The following is a 19,194-nucleotide window of genomic DNA, read 5'->3' on the forward strand; positions in this document are numbered from 1 at the left end:
CAGTGTCCACCGACGTGTCCGGACGGCGGTCCGTCGCCGCTCCGTCCCCGTCCCGCTCCCGCACGGCGGGGCAGCGGGCCGACCAGGCGGCGTCGGCTCCGAGCCGTACGCATACGATGGTTCTTGTCATATTTTCTCCTTCGAGTGAGGTCACACCGTGTCCAGCACGCCCCCCAGCACGTCCGCGGCCGACTCCGCCGGCCCCGTCCGGACCCCCGAGACCGGCACCGCCCGCGTCAAGCGCGGCATGGCCGAGCAGCTCAAGGGAGGCGTGATCATGGACGTCGTCACGCCCGAGCAGGCCAAGATCGCCGAGGACGCCGGCGCCGTCGCCGTGATGGCGCTGGAGCGTGTCCCGGCCGACATCCGCAAGGACGGCGGCGTCGCCCGGATGTCCGACCCGGACATGATCGAGGGCATCATCGGTGCGGTCTCCATCCCCGTGATGGCCAAGTCGCGCATCGGGCACTTCGTCGAGGCACAGGTGCTCCAGGCGCTGGGTGTGGACTACATCGACGAGTCCGAGGTGCTCACTCCGGCCGACGAGGTCAACCACAGCGACAAGTGGTCCTTCACCACGCCCTTCGTCTGCGGAGCCACGAACCTCGGCGAGGCGCTGCGCCGCATCGGCGAGGGTGCCGCCATGATCCGCTCCAAGGGCGAGGCCGGCACCGGCAACGTGGTGGAGGCCGTCCGCCACATGCGGCAGATCCGGGGCGAGATCAACCGGCTCAAGGGTCTGGACAACCATGAGCTGTACGCCGCGGCCAAGGAGCTGCGTGCCCCGTACGAGCTGGTCAAGGAGGTCGCCGGACTCGGCAGGCTCCCCGTGGTGCTGTTCTCCGCCGGTGGTGTGGCCACCCCCGCCGACGCCGCGCTGATGCGCCAACTCGGTGCCGAGGGCGTGTTCGTCGGCTCCGGGATCTTCAAGTCCGGTGACCCCGCCCGGCGCGCGGCCGCCATCGTCAAGGCCACCACCTTCCACGACGACCCCAAGGTCGTCGCCGACGCCTCGCGGGACCTGGGCGAGGCCATGGTGGGAATCAACTGCGACACCCTGCCCGAGACCGAGCGCTACGCCGCCCGCGGCTGGTGACCGCCCCACCCGGTGGGCGGTCGGGGCCGACCGCCCGCCGGGCGTGCCGAAAGGTTCTTCTCCCTTGACTGATCCGAGCACTCCCCGCATCGGCGTCCTCGCCCTCCAGGGCGATGTGCGCGAGCACCTCGCGGCGCTGGCCGGCGCGGGCGCCCAGGCGTCCCCGGTCCGCCGCCCGCAGGAACTCGCGGCGGTGGACGGACTGGTGATCCCCGGGGGCGAGTCCACCACCATGCACAAGCTGGCGACCGTCTTCGGCCTGCTCGAACCGCTCCGGGAGCGGGTGCGGGCGGGGATGCCCACCTACGGCTCCTGCGCGGGAATGATCATGCTGGCGGACAAGATCCTGGACCCGCGCTCCGGCCAGGAGACGGTCGGCGGCATCGACATGATCGTCCGACGGAACGCCTTCGGCCGGCAGAACGAGTCCTTCGAGGCCGGGGTCGAGATGGCCGGCGTCGGCGGCGGCCCCGTGGAGGGGCTGTTCATCAGGGCTCCCTGGGCGGAGTCGCTCGGTGCCGGTGTCGAGGTGCTGGCCGTCTGCGGGGGCCGTCCCGTCGCGGTGCGCCAGGGGGACCTCCTCGCCACCGCGTTCCACCCGGAACTCACCGGCGACCACCGGGTGCACCGCCTGTTCACCGGTATGGTGCGGGACGCCCTGGCGCGGGGATAGGAGCCGCCGACCTGATACCGGGACCCCGGCGGACCGGCGCGGAGCGCGCGGACGGGGCGCCGCCGCGCCCCCGGGGCCGGTGACGGCGGCCCGCACCTTCGGGGCCTGGCGGTAGGATCACCGCGTTGGCAAGAGTTCGAACCGTAGGTGACATCGAAGGAGCGAGGCTGTGTCCGGCCACTCTAAGTGGGCAACCACCAAGCACAAGAAGGCCGTGATCGATGCCAAGCGCGGCAAGCTCTTCGCGAAGCTGATCAAGAACATCGAGGTCGCGGCCCGAACCGGGGGAGCCGACCCCGAGGGGAACCCGACGCTCTACGACGCCATCCAGAAGGCGAAGAAGAGCTCCGTCCCCAACAAGAACATCGACAGTGCGGTCAAGCGCGGTGCGGGTCTCGAAGCCGGTGGCGCCGACTACGAGACGATCATGTACGAGGGCTACGGCCCGAACGGCGTGGCCGTGCTCATCGAGTGCCTCACCGACAACCGCAACCGGGCCGCCTCGGACGTGCGGGTCGCCATGACCCGCAACGGCGGGTCGATGGCGGACCCCGGCTCCGTCTCGTACCTCTTCAACCGCAAGGGCGTCGTCCTCGTCCCCAAGGCGGGGATGAGCGAGGACGACGTGCTCGCCGCGGTGCTGGAGGCGGGCGTCGAGGAGGTCAACGACCTCGGCGATTCCTTCGAGGTACTCAGCGAGGCCACCGACCTGGTCGCCGTCCGCACGGCACTCCAGGAGGCCGGGATCGACTACGACTCCGCCGACGCCAGCTTCGTGCCGACCATGCAGGTCGAGCTGGAGGAGGAGGGCGCGCGCAAGATCTTCAAGCTCATCGACGCCCTGGAGGAGAGCGACGACGTCCAGAACGTCTTCGCCAACTTCGACGTCTCCGACGACGTGATGGCCAAGGTCGACGCCTGAGCGCGGCGGCATCCGGCCGTTGCGGGCCGCACGGGCCGCAGGGGTCGGCGCTGTCGGTGCCGACCGATAGCCTCCGTGGCACGGCCGCCCTCGCGGGCGCGCCACCGCGGTGCGCCCGCGAGGACGGCGGAACCACCGGTGCGACACTCGTCGGGCCGGACGGAAGCAGAACCGAGGGGAGCGCCCGTTGCGTGTGCTCGGGGTGGATCCGGGACTCACCCGCTGCGGCATCGGCGTGGTCGAGGGCACCGCGGGCCGGCCGCTGCGGATGCTGGCGGTCGGCGTGATCCGGACCTCGGTGGAAGCCGAGACGGCCCGCCGGCTCGTCGGCATCGAGCAGGGCATGGAGAACTGGCTCGACACCCACCGGCCCGAAGCGGTCGCGGTGGAACGGGTGTTCAGCCAGCGCAACGTCAACACGGTGATGGGCACCGCCCAGGCCAGCGCCGTCGCCATGCTCTGCGCCGCACGCCGCGGCCTGCCCGTGGCCCTGCACACCCCCAGTGAGGTCAAGGCCGCCGTCACCGGATCGGGGCGGGCGGAGAAGGCCCAGGTGGGAGCAATGGTGACCAGACTGCTGCGGCTCGACGCCCCGCCCCGCCCCGCCGACGCCGCCGACGCCCTGGCCCTGGCGATCTGCCACATCTGGCGCGCGCCCGCCCTGGGCCGGCTCCAACGGGCCGAGCAGGAGGCCCGCCGTCCGGCCCGTCCCGCCGGTGCGCCCCGCGGCGCGACCGGCGTCCCGTCCCCCGGAGCCCCGGCGCTCCGGGCAGGCAGCACCGAGAAGGGCACCACCCCATGATCGCCTTCGTCTCCGGCCCGGTCGCGGCGCTCACCCCGAACACCGCAGTGGTGGAGGTGGGAGGCATCGGCGTGTCCGTGCAGTGCACTCCGGGCACCCTCGCCGCGCTGCGGCCCGGCGAGCCGGCCCGTCTCGCCACCTCGCTGGTGGTGCGCGAGGACTCCCTCACCCTCTACGGCTTCCCCGACGACGACGAGCGCCAGGTCTTCGAACTGCTCCAGACCGCCAGCGGCGTCGGGCCCCGGCTGGCGCAGGCGATGCTCGCGACCCACAGCCCCGACGCCCTGCGCCGCGCGGTGTCCACCGGGGACGAGAAGGCCCTGACCGCGGTGTCCGGCATCGGCAAGAAGGGTGCGCAGAAACTCCTGCTGGAGCTCAAGGACCGGCTCGGAGCGCCGACGGGAGCCGCGTCCCGCCCGGCGGCGGGCCCGGCCGGCGGGCAATCCGAGGACTGGCGGGAGCAGCTCGGCAGCGCGCTCATCGGCCTCGGCTACGCCCCGCGCGAGGCGGAGGACGCGGTCACCGCGGTGGCGCCGCAGGCGGAGGAAATCGCCGCCGCCGGTGGGCGCCCGCCCGTCCCGCAACTGCTGCGCTCGGCCTTGCAGAGCCTCAACCGCGCCCGCTGACCTGCCCCGGCCGGGCCCGCCGGGCACCGCCCGCCGAGGCCGGTACCACCCACGACCTGCGAGGAAGATCCGGCGATGAACTGGGACGACGACCGTGCACCCGAGGGGGAGGAGCGCCTGGTCGATGCCGGCGCGGACAGCGAGGAGACGGCGGTCGAGGCCGCGCTCCGGCCCAAGGACCTCAGCGAGTTCGTGGGCCAGCGCAAGGTCCGCGAACAGCTCGATCTGGTGCTGCGCGCCGCCCGCCAGCGCGAGGCGACGGCCGACCACGTCCTGCTCTCCGGAGCGCCGGGGTTGGGCAAGACGACCCTGTCCATGATCATCGCCGCGGAGATGGGCGCCCCGATCCGCATCACCTCGGGGCCCGCCATCCAGCACGCCGGGGACCTGGCCGCCATCCTCTCGTCGCTCCAGGAGGGAGAGGTGTTCTTCCTGGACGAGATCCACCGGATGTCCAGGCCGGCCGAGGAGATGCTCTACATGGCGATGGAGGACTTCCGGGTGGACGTGATCGTGGGCAAGGGCCCCGGCGCCACCGCAATCCCCCTGGAGCTGCCCCCCTTCACCCTGGTCGGTGCCACCACCAGGGCCGGACTGCTGCCGCCACCGCTGCGCGACCGCTTCGGGTTCACCGCGCACATGGAATTCTACGAGCCGGGGGAACTGGAACAGGTGATCCACCGTTCCGCCGGACTGCTGGACGTGCGCACCGACGCGGAGGGGGCCGCGGAGATCGCCGGGCGCTCCCGCGGCACCCCGCGGATCGCCAACCGGCTGCTGCGCCGGGTCCGCGACTACGCCCAGGTCAAGGCGGACGGCGCGATCACCCGGGAGATCGCCGAGCGGGCGCTGGCGGTGTACGAGGTGGACATGCGGGGGCTCGACCGGCTCGACCGAGGGGTGCTGGAGGCGCTGCTCAAGCTGTTCGGCGGCGGTCCCGTCGGCCTGTCCACGCTGGCCGTGGCCGTGGGGGAGGAGCGGGAGACCGTCGAGGAGGTGGCCGAGCCCTTCCTGGTCCGGGAGGGACTGCTGGCCCGAACCCCCCGTGGGCGGGTGGCCACTCCCGCGGCCTGGGCACACCTGGGGCTGACGCCGCCCCCGCAAGCGGCCGCGCCGGGGCAGGCCGGGCTGTTCGGCGCGTGAGAGGGCGTACCGGAGCGCACCCCGGAACCTCTGCCGGGCACCGGACGTTGTTCCACAGGTGCGGGCTCGCTTAGACTCCGCCGACGCCGTCTCTCGCGGTCGGCGCGACCGTCCCCCAACCCAGGCCGCCCCCCGCGGTCATACGAAGGAAACTCTTCCGCCGTGGATATCGCAATTCTCCTCCCCTTCATCGTGCTCATCGGCGCCATGTTCCTGATGACCCGATCGGCCAAGAAGAAGCAGCAGCAGGCCGTGCAGATGCGTGACCAGATGCAGTCCGGCACCGGTGTCCGGACCATCGGCGGCATGTACGCCAGGGTCGAGGAGGTCGGCGAGGACACGGTCCTCCTGGAGATCTCCCCGGGTCTGCACGCCCGCTACGCCAAGAACGCCATCGGCGCGGTCCTGGAGGACGACGAGTTCGACGAGATCGTCAACGGTGTCACCCGCACCGACGACGAGGAGTCCCCGGTGGTGCCGGACGACGCCTCCTCGCTGACCGGCTCCGAGGAGACCGGCCCGGGCGAGAAGATCGACCTCGGTAAGGACGACGACGCCTCCCGCCCCGCGGACTCCGAGACGGAGACCAGGGACGGCGAGCGCGGCGAGGACGGCAAGAAGTAAGGGCCCGCGCCGCCGGGCCCCCGGGCCCGAAGGGCGCCGCATGTTCCGCACACCACTTCGCGTGCCGCGCGGTGACCGACGCGCGCGGGCGGCTGGACAGGGAGATACGAGAAGGTGGCGACACCGAAGAAGCGGCGCAGTTCCCCGCGGGGGCAGGGGAAACCCTGGCGCCCCCTAGGGCTGATCCTGGCACTGATGGTGGTCCTGACCGGCGGGATGCTGCTCACCGGGGCGAACACCCCACGCCTGGGCATCGACCTCGCCGGCGGTACGAGCATCACGCTCTCGGCCAAGGACCAACCCGGTGAGGAGAGCGCCGTCACCGAGGCCAACATGAAGACCGCCGTGTCGATCATCGACCGCCGCGTCAACGGTCTCGGCGTCTCCGAGGCCGAGGTGGCCACCCAGGGCGACCGCAACATCACCGTCAACATCCCCCGGGGCACCGACGAGCAGCAGGCCAGGGAGCAGGTCGGTACGACTGCCGAGCTCGCCTTCCGCACCGTGCAGAACGTCGCCCCGGCGGCCGCGGCTCCTGCGGACGAGCCGACCGGCGAGGCCTCGGCCGGTGCCGAGGACGGCGGGGAACAGGGCGACAGCGCCGAGGAACCCTCGCAGGACGAGAGCGCTAGCCCCGGCTCCGAAGCCACCGGGGAGCCCTCCGACGGCACGCAGGGCCGCAGCGTCCCGGAGGCGCTCAAGGCCGACCCCTCCGACGAGCCCGACGCCTCCGGCTCGCCCGAGGAGTCCGGCGAACCCGATGCGTCCACCGACCCGCAGGAGGACCCGGCCGCCGGTGACGGCGGCGTGCCCGCCGCGTTGACCGAGGAGTTCGAGGAGCTGGACTGCAGCACCGCCGCGGCCCGAGCCGAGGCGGGCCAGCAGGTCGCGGCCGCGGACAACTCCGACCCGGTCGTCGCCTGCGACCAGGAGGGCCAGTTCAAGTACGTGCTCGGCGCCGTCGAGGTGCCCGGTACCGACGTGGACGGCGCCGAGGCCGTGTTCGACCAGCAGCGCACCATGTGGATCGTCACGATGGAGTTCAACTCGGCCGGTGCGAAGAAGTTCGCGGACATCACCGGTCGGATCTCCCAGCTCCCGCAGCCGCAGAACCAGTTCGCCATCACCCTGGACGGCGAGGTCGTCTCCGCTCCGTCGGTGAGTTCGCGGATCGGCGGCGGCAGCGCGGAGATCTCCGGCAGTTTCAACCAGGACTCCGCGGCCGACCTGGCCAACGTGCTGAAGTTCGGCGCCCTGCCGATCAGCTTCGAGGAAGCCAACGTCGTCACCATCTCCCCCTCGCTGGGCGGGGAGCAGCTCAAGGCGGGTCTGGTCGCCGGAGCCATCGGCCTCGCCCTCGTGGCGCTCTACCTCTTCTTCTACTACCGGGTACTGGCCCTGGTGGCCATCACCAGCCTGCTGGCCATGGGCGGTCTGACCTACGTCATCATGACGCTCCTCGGACCGGGCATCGGGTTCGCGCTCAGCCTGCCGGCGGTGTGCGGCGCCATCGTCGCCATCGGCATCACCGCGGACTCGTTCATCGTCTACTTCGAACGGATCCGGGACGAGGTGCGTGAGGGCCGCTCCATCCGGCCGGCCATCGAACGCGCCTGGCCCCGCGCCCGGCACACCATCCTCGTCTCCGACGTGGTGTCCTTCCTGGCCGCCGTGGTGCTCTTCTTCGCCGCCGTCGGCTCCGTCCAGGGCTTCGCCTTCGTGCTGGGCCTGACCACGCTGCTGGACGTGCTCGTGGTGTTCCTGATGACCAAGCCGCTGACCAGCATCCTGGCCCGGCGCGAGTTCTTCGCCAGTGGGCACCCGTGGTCCGGACTCGACCCCAAGCGCCTCGGCTCACGCCCGCCGCTCCGTCGCCGCACGACCGGCCGCGCCGAACCGAAGGAGGCCTGAGATGTCACGCATCGGTGAGCTCGGCGGGAAGCTGTACCGCGGGGAGGCGACCTTCGAGTTCGTCAAGCGCCGCAGGATCTGGTACGCGATCTCGGCCCTGCTGATCGCCATCTCGCTCGGCGGCCTGGGGGCCAAGGGCCTCTTCATGGGCGTCGAGTTCCAGGGCGGCGCGGTCTTCACCACCCCGCCGACCGAGATCTCGGTGGAGGAGGCGCGGGTGCAGGCACAGGAGGCCTCCGGCAACGAGGCCCGCGTGCAGCGGCTGGGCAGCGGGTCGCTGCGGATCACGGTCACCGGACTCGACACCGAGACCTCCAACTCGACCCGCGGGGCACTCGCCGACACCCTCGGCATCGCCACCGAGGACCTCGACGCGGAGCTGGTCGGCCCGAGCTGGGGCGAGCAGATGACCAGCAAGGCCGTCACCGGCATGGTGATCTTCCTGGTGCTGGTGAGCGTCTACCTGGCGATCACCTTCGAGTGGCGGATGGCCGCGGCGGCGCTCGTCGCCCTGATTCACGACCTGGTGATCACGGTCGGCGTCTACGCCCTCGTGGGATTCGAGGTGACCCCGGGCACCGTGGTCGGCGTGCTGACCATCCTCGGTTACTCGCTGTACGACACCGTCGTGGTGTTCGACAAGGTCAACGAGAACACCAGGGGGCTGACCAAGCAGAACCGGTTCACGTACTCCGAACTGGCGAACCTCGGTCTGAACTCCACCCTGATCCGCTCGGTGAACACCTCGATCGTCGCCCTGCTGCCGGTCGGCGGCCTGCTCTTCATCGGCGCGGGTCTGCTCGGCGGCGGCATGCTCAAGGACATCGCCCTGTCGTTGTTCGTGGGCCTCACCGCCGGTACCTACTCCTCGATCATGATCGCCACCCCGGTGGTGGTCGACCTCAAGCTCCGCGAGCCCGAGGTGAAGGCGCACGACCGACGGGTGATGGCCAAGCGGGAGAAGGCCGGCTGGGCCGGTCCCGAGGACTGGACCGACGAGGACGACAACGCCGACGAGCCCCCGGCCGACCGGCCCGCACCCGCGGCCCCGGCGACCGCCGGTTCCGCCCCCGGCCCGCGCCAGGGCACCGCGGCCCGCGGCAGCCGCCGCGGCGGAGCCTCCGGAAAGCGGCGGTGAGCGGGGTGGGGACCGCGGTGACCGAATCGGGTGACCTGGCCGAGCTGCTGCTCAGCCGGATTCGCGACGTGGCCGACCATCCGCAGCCCGGGGTGGTGTTCAAGGACATCACCCCGCTGCTGGCGGATCCGGTCGCCTTCCGCGCGCTGACCGAGGCGCTGGCCGCGCTCTGCGTGGAGCACGGCGCCACCAAGGTCGCCGGTCTGGAGGCCCGCGGTTTCATCCTGGCCGCGCCGGTGGCCGTGCGGGCCGGGCTCGGGTTCGTCCCCGTCCGCAAGGCGGGCAAGCTCCCGGGCGCCACCCTGTCGCAGGCATACGACCTGGAGTACGGCCAGGCCGAGATCGAGGTGCACGCCGAGGACCTCGGCGCGGACGACCGGGTCCTGGTGATCGACGACGTCCTCGCCACCGGCGGCACGGCCGAGGCGTCGATCACGCTCATCCAGCGCGCCGGTGCCCGCGTGGCGGGTGTCGCCGTGCTGCTCGAACTGGGTTTCCTCGGTGGCCGGGAACGGCTGGCGGGGGCTCTCGCGGGCATCCCGCTGGACTCCCTGGTGGCCGTCTGACCAGGGAGCCCGAGCGCACACGACGGGCCGCCGGCGACTGCGCCGGCGGCCCGTCGTGCCGTGTACGACCGCTCCCGCCCGGGATGCCCCCGGCGCCGCGGCCGCCCCGGGTCGATACGATGGCAGTCCGACCCCCGGAAGGGGCCGGACGCGCTTGAGGAGTGCTCTTGCCAGACGACGCCCAGCCGCTCGCCGCCGCCCGGCGGCAGAACAGCGAACCGCTTGCGTCCGCGTCGGGTACCGGCGCGGACGACGGACGGTCCGGCGCGGGGGAGGGCGGCAGCTCCCGGCCCGCCGAGCGGCCGGCGGCCGGAGGCCGGAGTTCCGGCGGCCGTGACGCCCCCGGGCACGGGAGCGCCGGGGTGGCTCCCGCCTCCGAGAGCGAGCAGGCTGAGGCGCCGCAGACCCGGCCGGGGAAGTCGCGCAAGAAGCGGCAGGGCTCCGCCCGCAGCCGGAGCGCCGGGACGGAGAACGGCAGTGGCGGGGAGGCGCCCGCGGCCGGCACCGCTCCGGGTTCCGAGACGCTGCCCGACGCGCAGCCCCCGGTGCCCGCCCGTGCCGTCTCCGGTGTCTCCGGCCGGTCCGGTTCCTCCAACCGGGTGCGCGCCAGGCTGGCCCGGCTCGGGGTGCAGCGCTCCACGCCGTACAACCCCGTACTGGAGCCGCTGCTGCGGATAGTGCGCGGCAACGACCCCAAGGCCGACACGGCGGTGCTGCGGCAGATCGAGCGCGCCTACCAGGTCGCCGAGCGCTGGCACCGCGGCCAGAAGCGCAAGAGCGGCGACCCGTACATCACGCATCCGCTGGCGGTCACCACCATCCTCGCCGAACTCGGCATGGACCCGGCGACGCTGATGGCCGGGCTGCTGCACGACACGGTCGAGGACACCGAGTACGGCCTGGAGACCCTGCGCCGGGACTTCGGCGACCAGGTCGCGCTCCTGGTGGACGGCGTCACGAAGCTGGACAAGGTCAAGTTCGGCGAGGCGGCGCAGGCGGAGACCGTGCGCAAGATGGTCGTCGCCATGGCCAAGGACCCGCGGGTCCTGGTGATCAAACTCGCCGACCGGCTGCACAACATGCGCACGATGCGCTTCCTGCGCCGTGAGAAGCAGGAGCAGAAGGCCCGCGAGACGCTGGAGATCTACGCACCGCTGGCCCACCGGCTGGGCATGAACACCATCAAGTGGGAGCTGGAGGACCTCGCCTTCGCGATCCTCTACCCCAAGATGTACGACGAGATCGTGCGCCTGGTGGCCGAGCGCGCCCCGAAGCGGGACGAGTACCTCGCCACCGTCACCGACGAGGTGCAGGCTGACCTGCGCGGTGCCCGGATCAAGGCCACGGTCACCGGGCGGCCCAAGCACTACTACTCCGTCTACCAGAAGATGATCGTGCGGGGCCGCGACTTCGCGGAGATCTACGACCTGGTCGGCATCCGGGTCCTGGTGGACACCGTCCGGGACTGCTACGCGGCGCTGGGCACCGTGCACGCGCGGTGGAACCCCGTCCCGGGGCGGTTCAAGGACTACATCGCGATGCCCAAGTTCAACATGTACCAGTCGCTGCACACGACGGTGATCGGTCCCGGCGGCAAGCCCGTCGAACTGCAGATCCGCACCTTCGACATGCACCGCCGCGCCGAGTACGGCATCGCCGCGCACTGGAAGTACAAGCAGGAGGCCGTCGCCGGTGCCTCCAAGGTGCGCACCGACGTGCCCCGGCACGTCGGCAAGGGCCAGGACACCCTCAACGACATGGCCTGGCTGCGCCAACTGCTCGACTGGCAGAAGGAGACCGAGGACCCCGGCGAGTTCCTGGAGTCGCTGCGCTTCGACCTGTCCGTCAACGAGGTCTTCGTCTTCACCCCGAAGGGCGACGTCATCGCCCTGCCCGCGGGCGCCACACCGGTGGACTTCGCGTTCGCCGTGCACACCGAGGTCGGGTACCGCACCATCGGCGCGCGGGTGAACGGCCGGCTCGTCCCGCTGGAGTCCACCCTGGACAACGGCGACACCGTGGAGGTCTTCACCTCCAAGGCGTCCGGCGCGGGGCCCTCCCGGGACTGGCTGGGCTTCGTCAAGTCGCCCCGGGCCCGCAACAAGATCCGGGCCTGGTTCTCGCGGGAGCGCCGCGACGAGGCCATCGAGCAGGGCAAGGACGCCATCGCCCGGGCGATGCGGAAGCAGAACCTGCCGATCCAGCGCATCCTGACCGGCGACTCCCTGGTCACGCTGGCGCACGAGATGCGCTACCCGGACATCTCCTCGCTGTACGCGGCCATCGGCGAGGGCCACGTCACCGCCCAGAACGTCGTCCAGAAGCTGGTGCAGGCGCTCGGCGGCGAGGACGCCGCGAACGAGGACATCGCCGAGACCGCGCCGCCGCTGAACACCCGGAGCAAGCGGCGGTCGGCGGCGGACCCCGGGGTGGTCGTCAAAGGTGTCGAGGACGTCTGGGTGAAGCTGGCGCGCTGCTGCACCCCGGTGCCGGGCGATCCCATCATCGGCTTCGTCACCCGCGGCAGCGGGGTCTCGGTGCACCGCGCGGACTGCGTCAACGTCGACTCGCTCTCCCGCGAGCCGGAGCGGATCCTGGACGTCGAGTGGGCACCCACCCAGTCCTCGGTGTTCCTGGTCGCCATCCAGGTGGAGGCACTGGACCGCTCCCGGCTGCTCTCGGACGTCACCCGGGTGCTGTCCGACCAGCACGTCAACATCCTCTCGGCGGCCGTGCAGACCTCCCGGGACCGGGTGGCCACCTCGCGGTTCACCTTCGAGATGGGCGACCCCAAGCACCTCGGACACGTGCTGAAGGCCGTCCGCGGGGTGGAGGGCGTGTACGACGTCTACCGGGTCACGTCCACCCGCAAGTCCTGACGCCGGCCCGCCCGGACCCGAACGGCACCCCGCCCGCGACGGCCGCAGCACGCACGGTGCCCCGGAGACGCGGTCGGTCTCCGGGGCACCGTGCGTGGGCGGGGGAGGGGCCAGGACCTTCCGCGCCCCGGCCACGCGGTGCGTGACTCAGCCGCCGAACTCCTCCAGGCCCTTCAGCGCCTGGTCCAGCAGCGCCTGCCGGCCGGCGAGCTCCTTCTCCAGCTTCTCCGCCTTCGCGGTGTTGCCCGCCGCCCTGGCCTTGTCGGCCTGCTCACGGAGCTTGTCCACCGCGTCCTGCAACTGCCCGGTCAGCCCGGCCGCGCGCGCCCTGGCCTCGGGGTTGGTGCGCCGCCACTCGGTCTCCTCGGCCTCCATCAGAGCCCGCTCGACGGCCTGCATCCGGCCCTCGACCCTCGGCCTGGCGTCCCGCGGCACGTGCCCGACGGCGTCCCAGCGCTCGTTGACGCCGCGGAAGGCCGCCCTGGCCGCCTTCAGGTCCGTGATCGGCAGCAGCTTCTCGGCCTCGGCCGCCAGTTCCTCCTTGCGGGCGAGGTTCTCGCGCTGCTCGGCGTCCCGCTCGGCGAAGACCTCGCCGCGGGCCTGGAAGAAGACGTCCTGTGCGCCGCGGAACCGCTGCCACAGGTCGTCCTCGTGCTCCCGTTGGGCCCGCCCGGCGGCCTTCCACTCCTGCATCAGGTCCCGGTACTTGGCCGCGGTCGGGCCCCAGTCGCGCGAACCCGAGAGCGCCTCGGCCTCGGCGACCAGCTTCACCTTCCGCTGCCGGGCCTCCTCGCGCTGCGCGTCCAGCGCGGCGAAGTGCGCCTTGCGTCGCTTGGAGAAGGCCGACCTGGCGTGCGAGAACCGGTGCCACAGCTCGTCGTCGCTCTTGCGGTCCAGCCGCGGCAGTCCCTTCCAGGTGTCCACCAGCGCGCGCAGCCGCTCGCCGGAGGCCCTCCACTGCTCGCTCTGCGCCAGTTCCTCCGCCTCGGCGACCAGGGCCTCCTTGGCGGACCTGGCCTCCTCCGCCTGCTTGGCCTTCGCCGCCCTGCGCTCCTGGCGGCGGGCCTCGACGGTGCCCGCCAGCTTGTCCAACCGCTCGGTCAGCGCGGCCAGGTCGCCCACGGCGTGGTGCGCGTCCACCTGCTCGCGCAGGTGCTCGATGGCGGCCGTCGCGTCCTTCGTGGACAGGTCGGTGGTCCTCACCCGGCGTTCCAGGAGGCCGATCTCCACGACCAGGCCCTCGTACTTGCGCTCGAAGTAGGCGAGTGCCTCGTCGGGCGAGCCCGCCTGCCAGGATCCGACGACCTCCTCGCCGTCGGCGGTACGCACGTACACGGTCCCCGTCTCGTCGACGCGGCCCCACGGGTCGCTGCTCACAGCGCCTCCTCCACATGACGCCGGCGGGGCGCGGTGCCCCCGGCGTCGTCCACGGTTGTCGTCCGGCAGTCAGGTTCCCGGTGCAGGCGGCCCGGCCGGAGCGGGCCCGCACCACGCCAAACATAGGCGACCGGTGGCCGGGCTGTCCGCATCCGGCGCGAGGAGAAATGCCTCCCCGTCCGGGTCGCGGCGGCCCGGCCGGCGTCAGCCCTCGGCGACCTCCGCCCGGTCGATCACCACGGTCGCGTTGGGGACGGTCGCCGCGATCTCCTGGTCCTCGCGCGAACCGGCGTCGGCGATCTTGTTCAGGACGTCCATACCCTCGGTGATCTCACCGAAGGGCGTGTAGTCGGGCGGCAGCGGGCTGTCCTCGTATACCAGGAAGAACTGGCTGCCACCGGTGTCCCGGCCCTCGTCCGCCTGGGCGTTGTAGGTGTTCGCCATGGCCACCGTGCCCGCCGGGTACGTGCCGTCCGCCACCGCGGGGTCGTCCAGGTTCTCGTCCGGGATCGTGTAGCCGGGCCCGCCCTGTCCGGTGCCGGTCGGGTCGCCGCACTGGAGGACGAAGATGCCCTGGTCGACCAGCCGGTGGCACCGGGTGTGGTCGAAGTAGCCCTCCCCGGCGAGGAACGCGAAGGAGCTGACCGTCCGGGGGGCGTTCTCCGCGTCCAGCGTGATGCCGATGTCCCCGCAGGTGGTCTCCAGCGTCATGGTGTACGAGGCGGACCCGACCACGGTGAGCTCCGGCTCCTCCTTCCACTGCTGGTCGCCCGGCTCGCCCTCGGCGGGCTGCTCGCAGGGGTCCGGCGCCGCGCTGGGGGTGCTCTCGGCGGCGGTGTCCTCGCTCCCGGCCTCCTGGCCGTCGCCGCCGGCGCTCACCGCGGCCCAGGTGCCCCCGGCGCCCAGCAGGACGACCAGCAGCGCGGCAATCACCGTGTTGCGGGTCTTCGCGCGCTGACGCGCCGTGGCCCGCCGCCGCTGCTGGCGTTCGAACTTCTCGCGTGCGAGCTGCTTCCGCCGCTGCTCACTGGTGACCACGAGACCTCTTTTCCGTGTCGATGTCCGACCGGTTCCCCGCCCGGCTGCTGGAGTCCGCCCCGTACCGTATACGGGTTCGCGACGGCGGCGCCCGCGCCGGTAGGCTCGGGCGGGGACGCCGTCGGCCGCTGCCGGGCGTCCCGGCAGGCGGTGCGCCTGCCCGCCCAAGCTGCCGGACGACTGAAGGACGATCGTGCTCATTGCCGGGTTCCCCGCCGGGGCCTGGGGGACCAATTGTTATCTGGTCGCCCCCGCCGCCGGCGAGGAGTGCGTGATCATCGACCCGGGCCACCAGGCCGCCGACGGCGTCGCGGAGGCCGTCGCCAAGCACCGGCTGAAGCCGGTCGCCGTGGTCCTGACCCACGGTCACCTCGACCACGTCGCCTCGGTGGTACCGGTCTGCGGCGCGCACGACGTGCCCGCCTGGATCCACCCGGCCGACCGCTACATGATGAGCGACCCGGAGAAGGCGCTCGGCCGCGCCATCGGCCAGCCGCTGATGGGCGAGCTCACCGTCGGCGAACCGGACGACCTGCGGGAACTCGCGGACGGCGCCGCCCTGCGGCTGGCCGGCCTCGACCTGACCGTCTCGCACGCGCCCGGCCATACCGGGGGGTCGGTGACCTTCCGGATGCCCGAGCAGGCCGACGTACCGCCGGTCCTGTTCTCGGGCGACCTGCTGTTCGCCGGCTCCGTCGGACGCACCGACCTGCCCGGTGGCGACCCCGCCGAGATCCTCCGCTCTCTGGCACGAGTGTGCCTGCCGCTGGAGGACTCCACGGTGGTGCTCGCCGGGCACGGCCCCCAGACCACCATCGGTCGGGAGCGCGCCGCCAACCCGTTCCTGCGGGAAGTGGCCGACGGCCGGGGCCCCGACGCACCGTCGGCCCCACGACGAGGAATGTGACGAGAACTCCCGTGAGCACCTTTTCCGCCCCCCGGGGCACCTACGATCTGCTCCCGCCCGAGTCGGCGGACTTCCTCGCGGTCCGCGAGGCGCTCTCCGCGCCGCTGCGCCGCGCCGGCTACGGCTACGTCGAGACACCGGGGTTCGAGCAGGCAGAACTCTTCGCCCGCGGCGTCGGCGAGTCCACCGACATCGTGACCAAGGAGATGTACACCCTCACCACCAAGGGCGGCGACCGCCTGGCGCTGCGCCCCGAGGGCACCGCCTCGGTACTGCGGGCGGCGCTCCAGGCGAACCTGCACCGCGGAGCGCTGCCGGTCAAGCTCTGGTACTCCGGCTCGTACTACCGCTACGAACGCCCGCAGGCCGGCCGCTACCGGCACTTCTCGCAGGTCGGCGCGGAGGCGCTGGGCGCCGAGGACCCGGCGCTCGACGCCGAGCTGATCATCCTCGCCGTCGACGCCTACCGCTCGCTCGGGCTGCGCGGCTTCCGTCTGCTGCTGAACTCGCTCGGGGACGCCCGCTGCCGCCCGGACTACCGGGCCGCGCTCCAGGACTTCCTGTGCGGCCTCGACCTGGACGAGGAGACGCGGGCCCGGATCGGGATCAACCCGCTGCGGGTGCTCGACGACAAGCGTGAGGCCGTCCAGCAGCAGCTCGCCGACGCGCCGATGATGCGCGACCACCTGTGCGCCGAGTGCCGGGAGTACCACGAGCAGGTCCGTGCGCTGCTGACGGCGGCCGAGGTGGACTTCGAGGACGACCCGCGCCTGGTCCGCGGTCTGGACTACTACACCCGCACCACCTTCGAGTTCGTCCACGACGGCCTGGGCTCGCAGTCCGCGGTGGGCGGCGGCGGCCGGTACGACGGGCTCTCGGAGATGATCGGCGGTCCGGCGCTGCCCTCCGTCGGGTGGGCCCTGGGTGTCGACCGCACGGTCCTCGCGCTGCGCGCGGAGGGCGTCGCGCCCGCGCCCGCCGCCGGCACGGACGTCTTCGCCGTCCCCGTCGGCGAGGAGGCCAGGCGCGCGCTGTTCGGCATCGTCACCGCACTGCGCCGGCAGGGGGTCGCCGCCGACTTCGCACACGGCGGCAAGGGCATGAAGAACGCCATGAAGTCCGCCAACCGTTCCGGCGCCCGCTATGCGCTGGTGGCGGGGGAGCGCGACCTCGCCGAGGGCCTCGTGCAGGTGAAGGATCTGGGCACCGGCCAGCAGGCCGCCGTCGCGCTCGACGCGGCGGTGGCCGAGCTGGTGGCGAAACTCGGCTGACCCCCTTCTCGTTGAGGCGGGTGAGGCACAATGAGGCCAGCCCCCTGACGACAGGACGACACACGCCATGACGACGACGGCACCCACCGAAACGGCCGGCACCGACCGGCAGGATCCGCCTCCGGGAGGTGCCGTCGCCGCCGGGCGCGCCTTCGCGTGGCTGCTGGTCGTCACCGGTGCGGCCGGACTGCTGTCCGCCTGGGTGATCACCCTCGACAAGTTCAGGCTGCTCCAGGCGGAGGTCGACGGCACCGTCTTCACCCCGGGGTGCAGCCTGAATCCGGTGGTCTCCTGCGAGAACATCATGGAGAGCGACCAGGCCGCGGTCTTCGGTTTCCCGAACCCGATGCTCGGGCTGGTGACCTACGCGGTGGTCGTGTCCATCGGGGTCGCCGCGCTGTCCGGTGCCCGGCACCGGCGCTGGTTCTGGCTCGGCCTCCAGGCCGGCACCCTTTTCGGAGTCGGTTTCTGCACCTGGCTGATGTACCAGTCGCTCTACGAGATCAACGCGCTCTGCCTCTGGTGCAGCCTGGCGTGGGTGGCCACGGCGTTGATGTTCTGGTACACCCTCGTGCACAACGTCCGGCACCGGTTGCTGCCGGCTCCCGGGGGGCTGCGCGGCGCGCTGCTGGAGTTCCACTGGGTGCTGCCGGTGGTGCATGTCGGCATCATGGGCATGCTGGTCCTCACCCGCTGGTGGGACTTCTGGGTGAGCTGACACCGGAGCCCGGCGGAGGGCCGCAGCAGGCCGCGCTGCCGCGCCGGGCACCGTCCGGGCCGCCGCGGGTTGTCGGTGGGGTCGACTAGGGTTTCGGGCGTGGAACCCGATCTGTTCACTGCCGCTGCCGAGGACCGCCGGGAGGCCGATCCGTCCGCCAGCCCGCTCGCCGCCCGGATGCGCCCCCGCTCGCTCGACGACGTCGTGGGGCAGCAGCATCTCCTGCGCCCCGGGGCTCCGCTCCGGCGCCTGGTCGGCGAGGGCGGTGGCGGGCCCGCCGGCTCCTCCTCGGTGATCCTCTGGGGCCCGCCGGGCACCGGCAAGACGACCCTGGCGCACGTGGTCAGCCGGGCCACGGACGCCCGCTTCGTCGAGCTCTCCGCGATCACCGCCGGCGTCAAGGAGGTCCGTGCCGTCATCGAGGGCGCCCGGCGCTCCTCCGGCGCGTACGGCAAGGACACCGTCCTCTTCCTGGACGAGATCCACCGCTTCAGCAAGGCGCAGCAGGACTCGCTGCTGCCCGCGGTGGAGAACCGGTGGGTCACCCTCATCGCCGCGACCACCGAGAACCCGTACTTCTCGGTCATTTCGCCACTACTCTCCCGCTCGCTGCTGCTCACCCTGGAACCGCTCACCGAGGAGGACCTGCGCGGCCTGCTTCGCCGCGCGGTGTCCGACGAGCGCGGACTGGCGGACGCCGTCTCCCTTCCGGAGGACTCCGAGGGCCACCTGCTGCGGATAGCCGGCGGCGACGCCCGGCGGGCGCTGACGGCCCTGGAGGCCGGGGCCGGGGCGGCCATGGCCAAGGGCGAGAGCAGCGTCACGCTCCGGACCCTGGAGGAGGCCGTCGACCGCGCCGCGGTGACGTACGACCGGGACGGCGACCAGCACTACGACGTCTCCAGCGCCCTGATCAAGTCCATCCGCGGCTCGGACGTGGACGCGGCGCTGCACTACCTCGCCCGGATGATCGAGGCGGGCGAGGACCCGCGGTTCATCGCCCGCAGGCTGATGATCTCGGCGAGCGAGGACATCGGCCTGGCCGATCCCAGCGCGTTGCAGACGGCGGTGACGGCGGCCCAGGCGGTCGCCATGATCGGCTTCCCGGAGGCCAGGATCACTCTCGGGCAGGCCACCGTCGCGCTCGCGCTGGCACCCAAGTCCAACGCCGCCTACCTGGCGATCGACGCGGCGCTCGCCGACGTCAGGGCGGGTCTGGCCGGGCCGGTGCCGGGCCACCTGCGCGACGGCCACTACCCCGGGGCGAAGAAGCTCGGCCACGGCGAGGGGTACCGCTATCCGCACGACGTGCCGGGCGGTATCGCGGCGCAGCAGTACGCGCCCGACGAGGTGCACGGCAAGGAGTACTACCACCCGACCCGGTACGGCGCGGAGGCCCGCTACGCCGACGTCGTCGAACGCGTACGCGGCCGGCTGCGCGGGGAGTCCCCGGAGAGCGGTTGAGGCAGGTGCGCCCCGGCCGTGCGCCCCTGCCCCGCGGCC

The 19,194-nt window shown here is 72.4% G+C and carries 17 protein-coding genes; 15 read left to right on the plus strand and 2 right to left on the minus strand.

Annotated elements, in window-relative coordinates:
- The first annotated feature begins 157 nt into the window (after nt 1-157).
- From pdxS to H300_RS0122755, 11 genes are all read left to right on the plus strand, one after another.
- Nucleotides 158-1,096, plus strand: coding sequence for a pyridoxal 5'-phosphate synthase lyase subunit PdxS (gene pdxS / locus H300_RS0122705; protein ID WP_028429202.1), 939 nt, complete (start codon nt 158-160; stop codon nt 1,094-1,096).
- A 64-nt stretch (nt 1,097-1,160) separates the two neighbouring features.
- Nucleotides 1,161-1,769, plus strand: coding sequence for a pyridoxal 5'-phosphate synthase glutaminase subunit PdxT (pdxT, locus tag H300_RS0122710; protein WP_028429203.1), 609 nt, complete (start codon nt 1,161-1,163; stop codon nt 1,767-1,769).
- A gap of 169 nt (nt 1,770-1,938) precedes the next feature.
- Entirely contained in the window at nt 1,939-2,691 is a 753-nt protein-coding gene (locus H300_RS0122715; protein ID WP_028429204.1) for a YebC/PmpR family DNA-binding transcriptional regulator, read from the plus strand.
- A gap of 187 nt (nt 2,692-2,878) precedes the next feature.
- Complete coding sequence (gene ruvC, locus H300_RS0122720; protein WP_028429205.1) at nt 2,879-3,493, plus strand: crossover junction endodeoxyribonuclease RuvC; 615 nt, start codon at nt 2,879-2,881, stop codon at nt 3,491-3,493.
- Nucleotides 3,490-4,119: a Holliday junction branch migration protein RuvA gene (ruvA, locus tag H300_RS0122725; RefSeq protein WP_028429206.1), complete on the plus strand. Its 630-nt coding sequence runs from the start codon at nt 3,490-3,492 to the stop codon at nt 4,117-4,119. Before ruvC ends, ruvA begins: the two co-directional genes overlap by 4 nt.
- Nucleotides 4,120-4,194: 75 nt before the next feature.
- A complete protein-coding gene (gene ruvB / locus H300_RS0122730) occupies nt 4,195-5,262 on the plus strand; it encodes a Holliday junction branch migration DNA helicase RuvB (RefSeq protein WP_028429207.1) in 1,068 nt (355 codons plus the stop codon).
- A gap of 162 nt (nt 5,263-5,424) precedes the next feature.
- Complete coding sequence (gene yajC, locus H300_RS0122735; protein ID WP_028429208.1) at nt 5,425-5,886, plus strand: preprotein translocase subunit YajC; 462 nt, start codon at nt 5,425-5,427, stop codon at nt 5,884-5,886.
- 114 nt (nt 5,887-6,000) lie between these two features.
- Nucleotides 6,001-7,797: a protein translocase subunit SecD gene (gene secD, locus H300_RS0122740; RefSeq protein ID WP_028429209.1), complete on the plus strand. Its 1,797-nt coding sequence runs from the start codon at nt 6,001-6,003 to the stop codon at nt 7,795-7,797.
- Between the two features lies 1 nt (nt 7,798).
- Nucleotides 7,799-8,935: a protein translocase subunit SecF gene (gene secF, locus H300_RS0122745; protein WP_028429210.1), complete on the plus strand. Its 1,137-nt coding sequence runs from the start codon at nt 7,799-7,801 to the stop codon at nt 8,933-8,935.
- A gap of 17 nt (nt 8,936-8,952) precedes the next feature.
- On the plus strand, nt 8,953-9,501 hold the full coding sequence (locus H300_RS0122750; protein ID WP_028429211.1) for an adenine phosphoribosyltransferase: 549 nt from the start codon (nt 8,953-8,955) through the stop codon (nt 9,499-9,501).
- Between the two features lie 167 nt (nt 9,502-9,668).
- The gene (locus tag H300_RS0122755) at nt 9,669-12,380 is read left to right on the plus strand and encodes a RelA/SpoT family protein (protein WP_028429212.1); all 2,712 of its coding nucleotides are present in this window, start codon (nt 9,669-9,671) and stop codon (nt 12,378-12,380) included.
- Between the two features lie 147 nt (nt 12,381-12,527).
- Here the strand turns inward: H300_RS0122755 and H300_RS0122760 are convergent, their stop codons facing one another.
- On the minus strand, nt 12,528-13,757 hold the full coding sequence (locus tag H300_RS0122760; RefSeq protein WP_028429213.1) for a DUF349 domain-containing protein: 1,230 nt from the start codon (nt 13,755-13,757) through the stop codon (nt 12,528-12,530).
- Between the two features lie 204 nt (nt 13,758-13,961).
- Nucleotides 13,962-14,795, minus strand: coding sequence for a peptidylprolyl isomerase (locus tag H300_RS0122765; protein ID WP_028429214.1), 834 nt, complete (start codon nt 14,793-14,795; stop codon nt 13,962-13,964).
- Between the two features lie 193 nt (nt 14,796-14,988).
- Here H300_RS0122765 and H300_RS0122770 point away from each other — a divergent pair, with 193 nt between their 5' ends.
- The 4 genes from H300_RS0122770 (at nt 14,989) to H300_RS0122785 (ending at nt 19,155) form a co-directional block, all read left to right on the plus strand.
- Nucleotides 14,989-15,702: an MBL fold metallo-hydrolase gene (locus H300_RS0122770; protein ID WP_028429215.1), complete on the plus strand. Its 714-nt coding sequence runs from the start codon at nt 14,989-14,991 to the stop codon at nt 15,700-15,702.
- Between the two features lie 11 nt (nt 15,703-15,713).
- Nucleotides 15,714-16,973, plus strand: a complete 1,260-nt coding sequence (gene hisS, locus H300_RS0122775; RefSeq protein ID WP_028429216.1) for a histidine--tRNA ligase — start codon at nt 15,714-15,716, stop codon at nt 16,971-16,973.
- 67 nt (nt 16,974-17,040) lie between these two features.
- On the plus strand, nt 17,041-17,691 hold the full coding sequence (locus H300_RS0122780) for a vitamin K epoxide reductase family protein (RefSeq protein WP_028429217.1): 651 nt from the start codon (nt 17,041-17,043) through the stop codon (nt 17,689-17,691).
- Nucleotides 17,692-17,790: 99 nt separating this feature from the next.
- The gene (locus tag H300_RS0122785) at nt 17,791-19,155 is read left to right on the plus strand and encodes a replication-associated recombination protein A (protein WP_028429218.1); all 1,365 of its coding nucleotides are present in this window, start codon (nt 17,791-17,793) and stop codon (nt 19,153-19,155) included.
- The last annotated feature ends 39 nt before the right edge of the window (nt 19,156-19,194 follow it).

It is taken from the genome of Streptomyces sp. TAA040, from assembly GCF_000424845.1.

Coding starts and splice junctions, on each gene's coding strand:
- ruvA (WP_028429206.1), top strand. CDS start 3,490: ATGATCGCCTTCGTCTCCGGCCCGGTCGCGGCGCTCACCCCGAACACC.
- ruvB (WP_028429207.1), top strand. CDS start 4,195: ATGAACTGGGACGACGACCGTGCACCCGAGGGGGAGGAGCGCCTGGTC.
- secF (WP_028429210.1), top strand. CDS start 7,799: ATGTCACGCATCGGTGAGCTCGGCGGGAAGCTGTACCGCGGGGAGGCG.
- H300_RS0122780 (WP_028429217.1), top strand. CDS start 17,041: ATGACGACGACGGCACCCACCGAAACGGCCGGCACCGACCGGCAGGAT.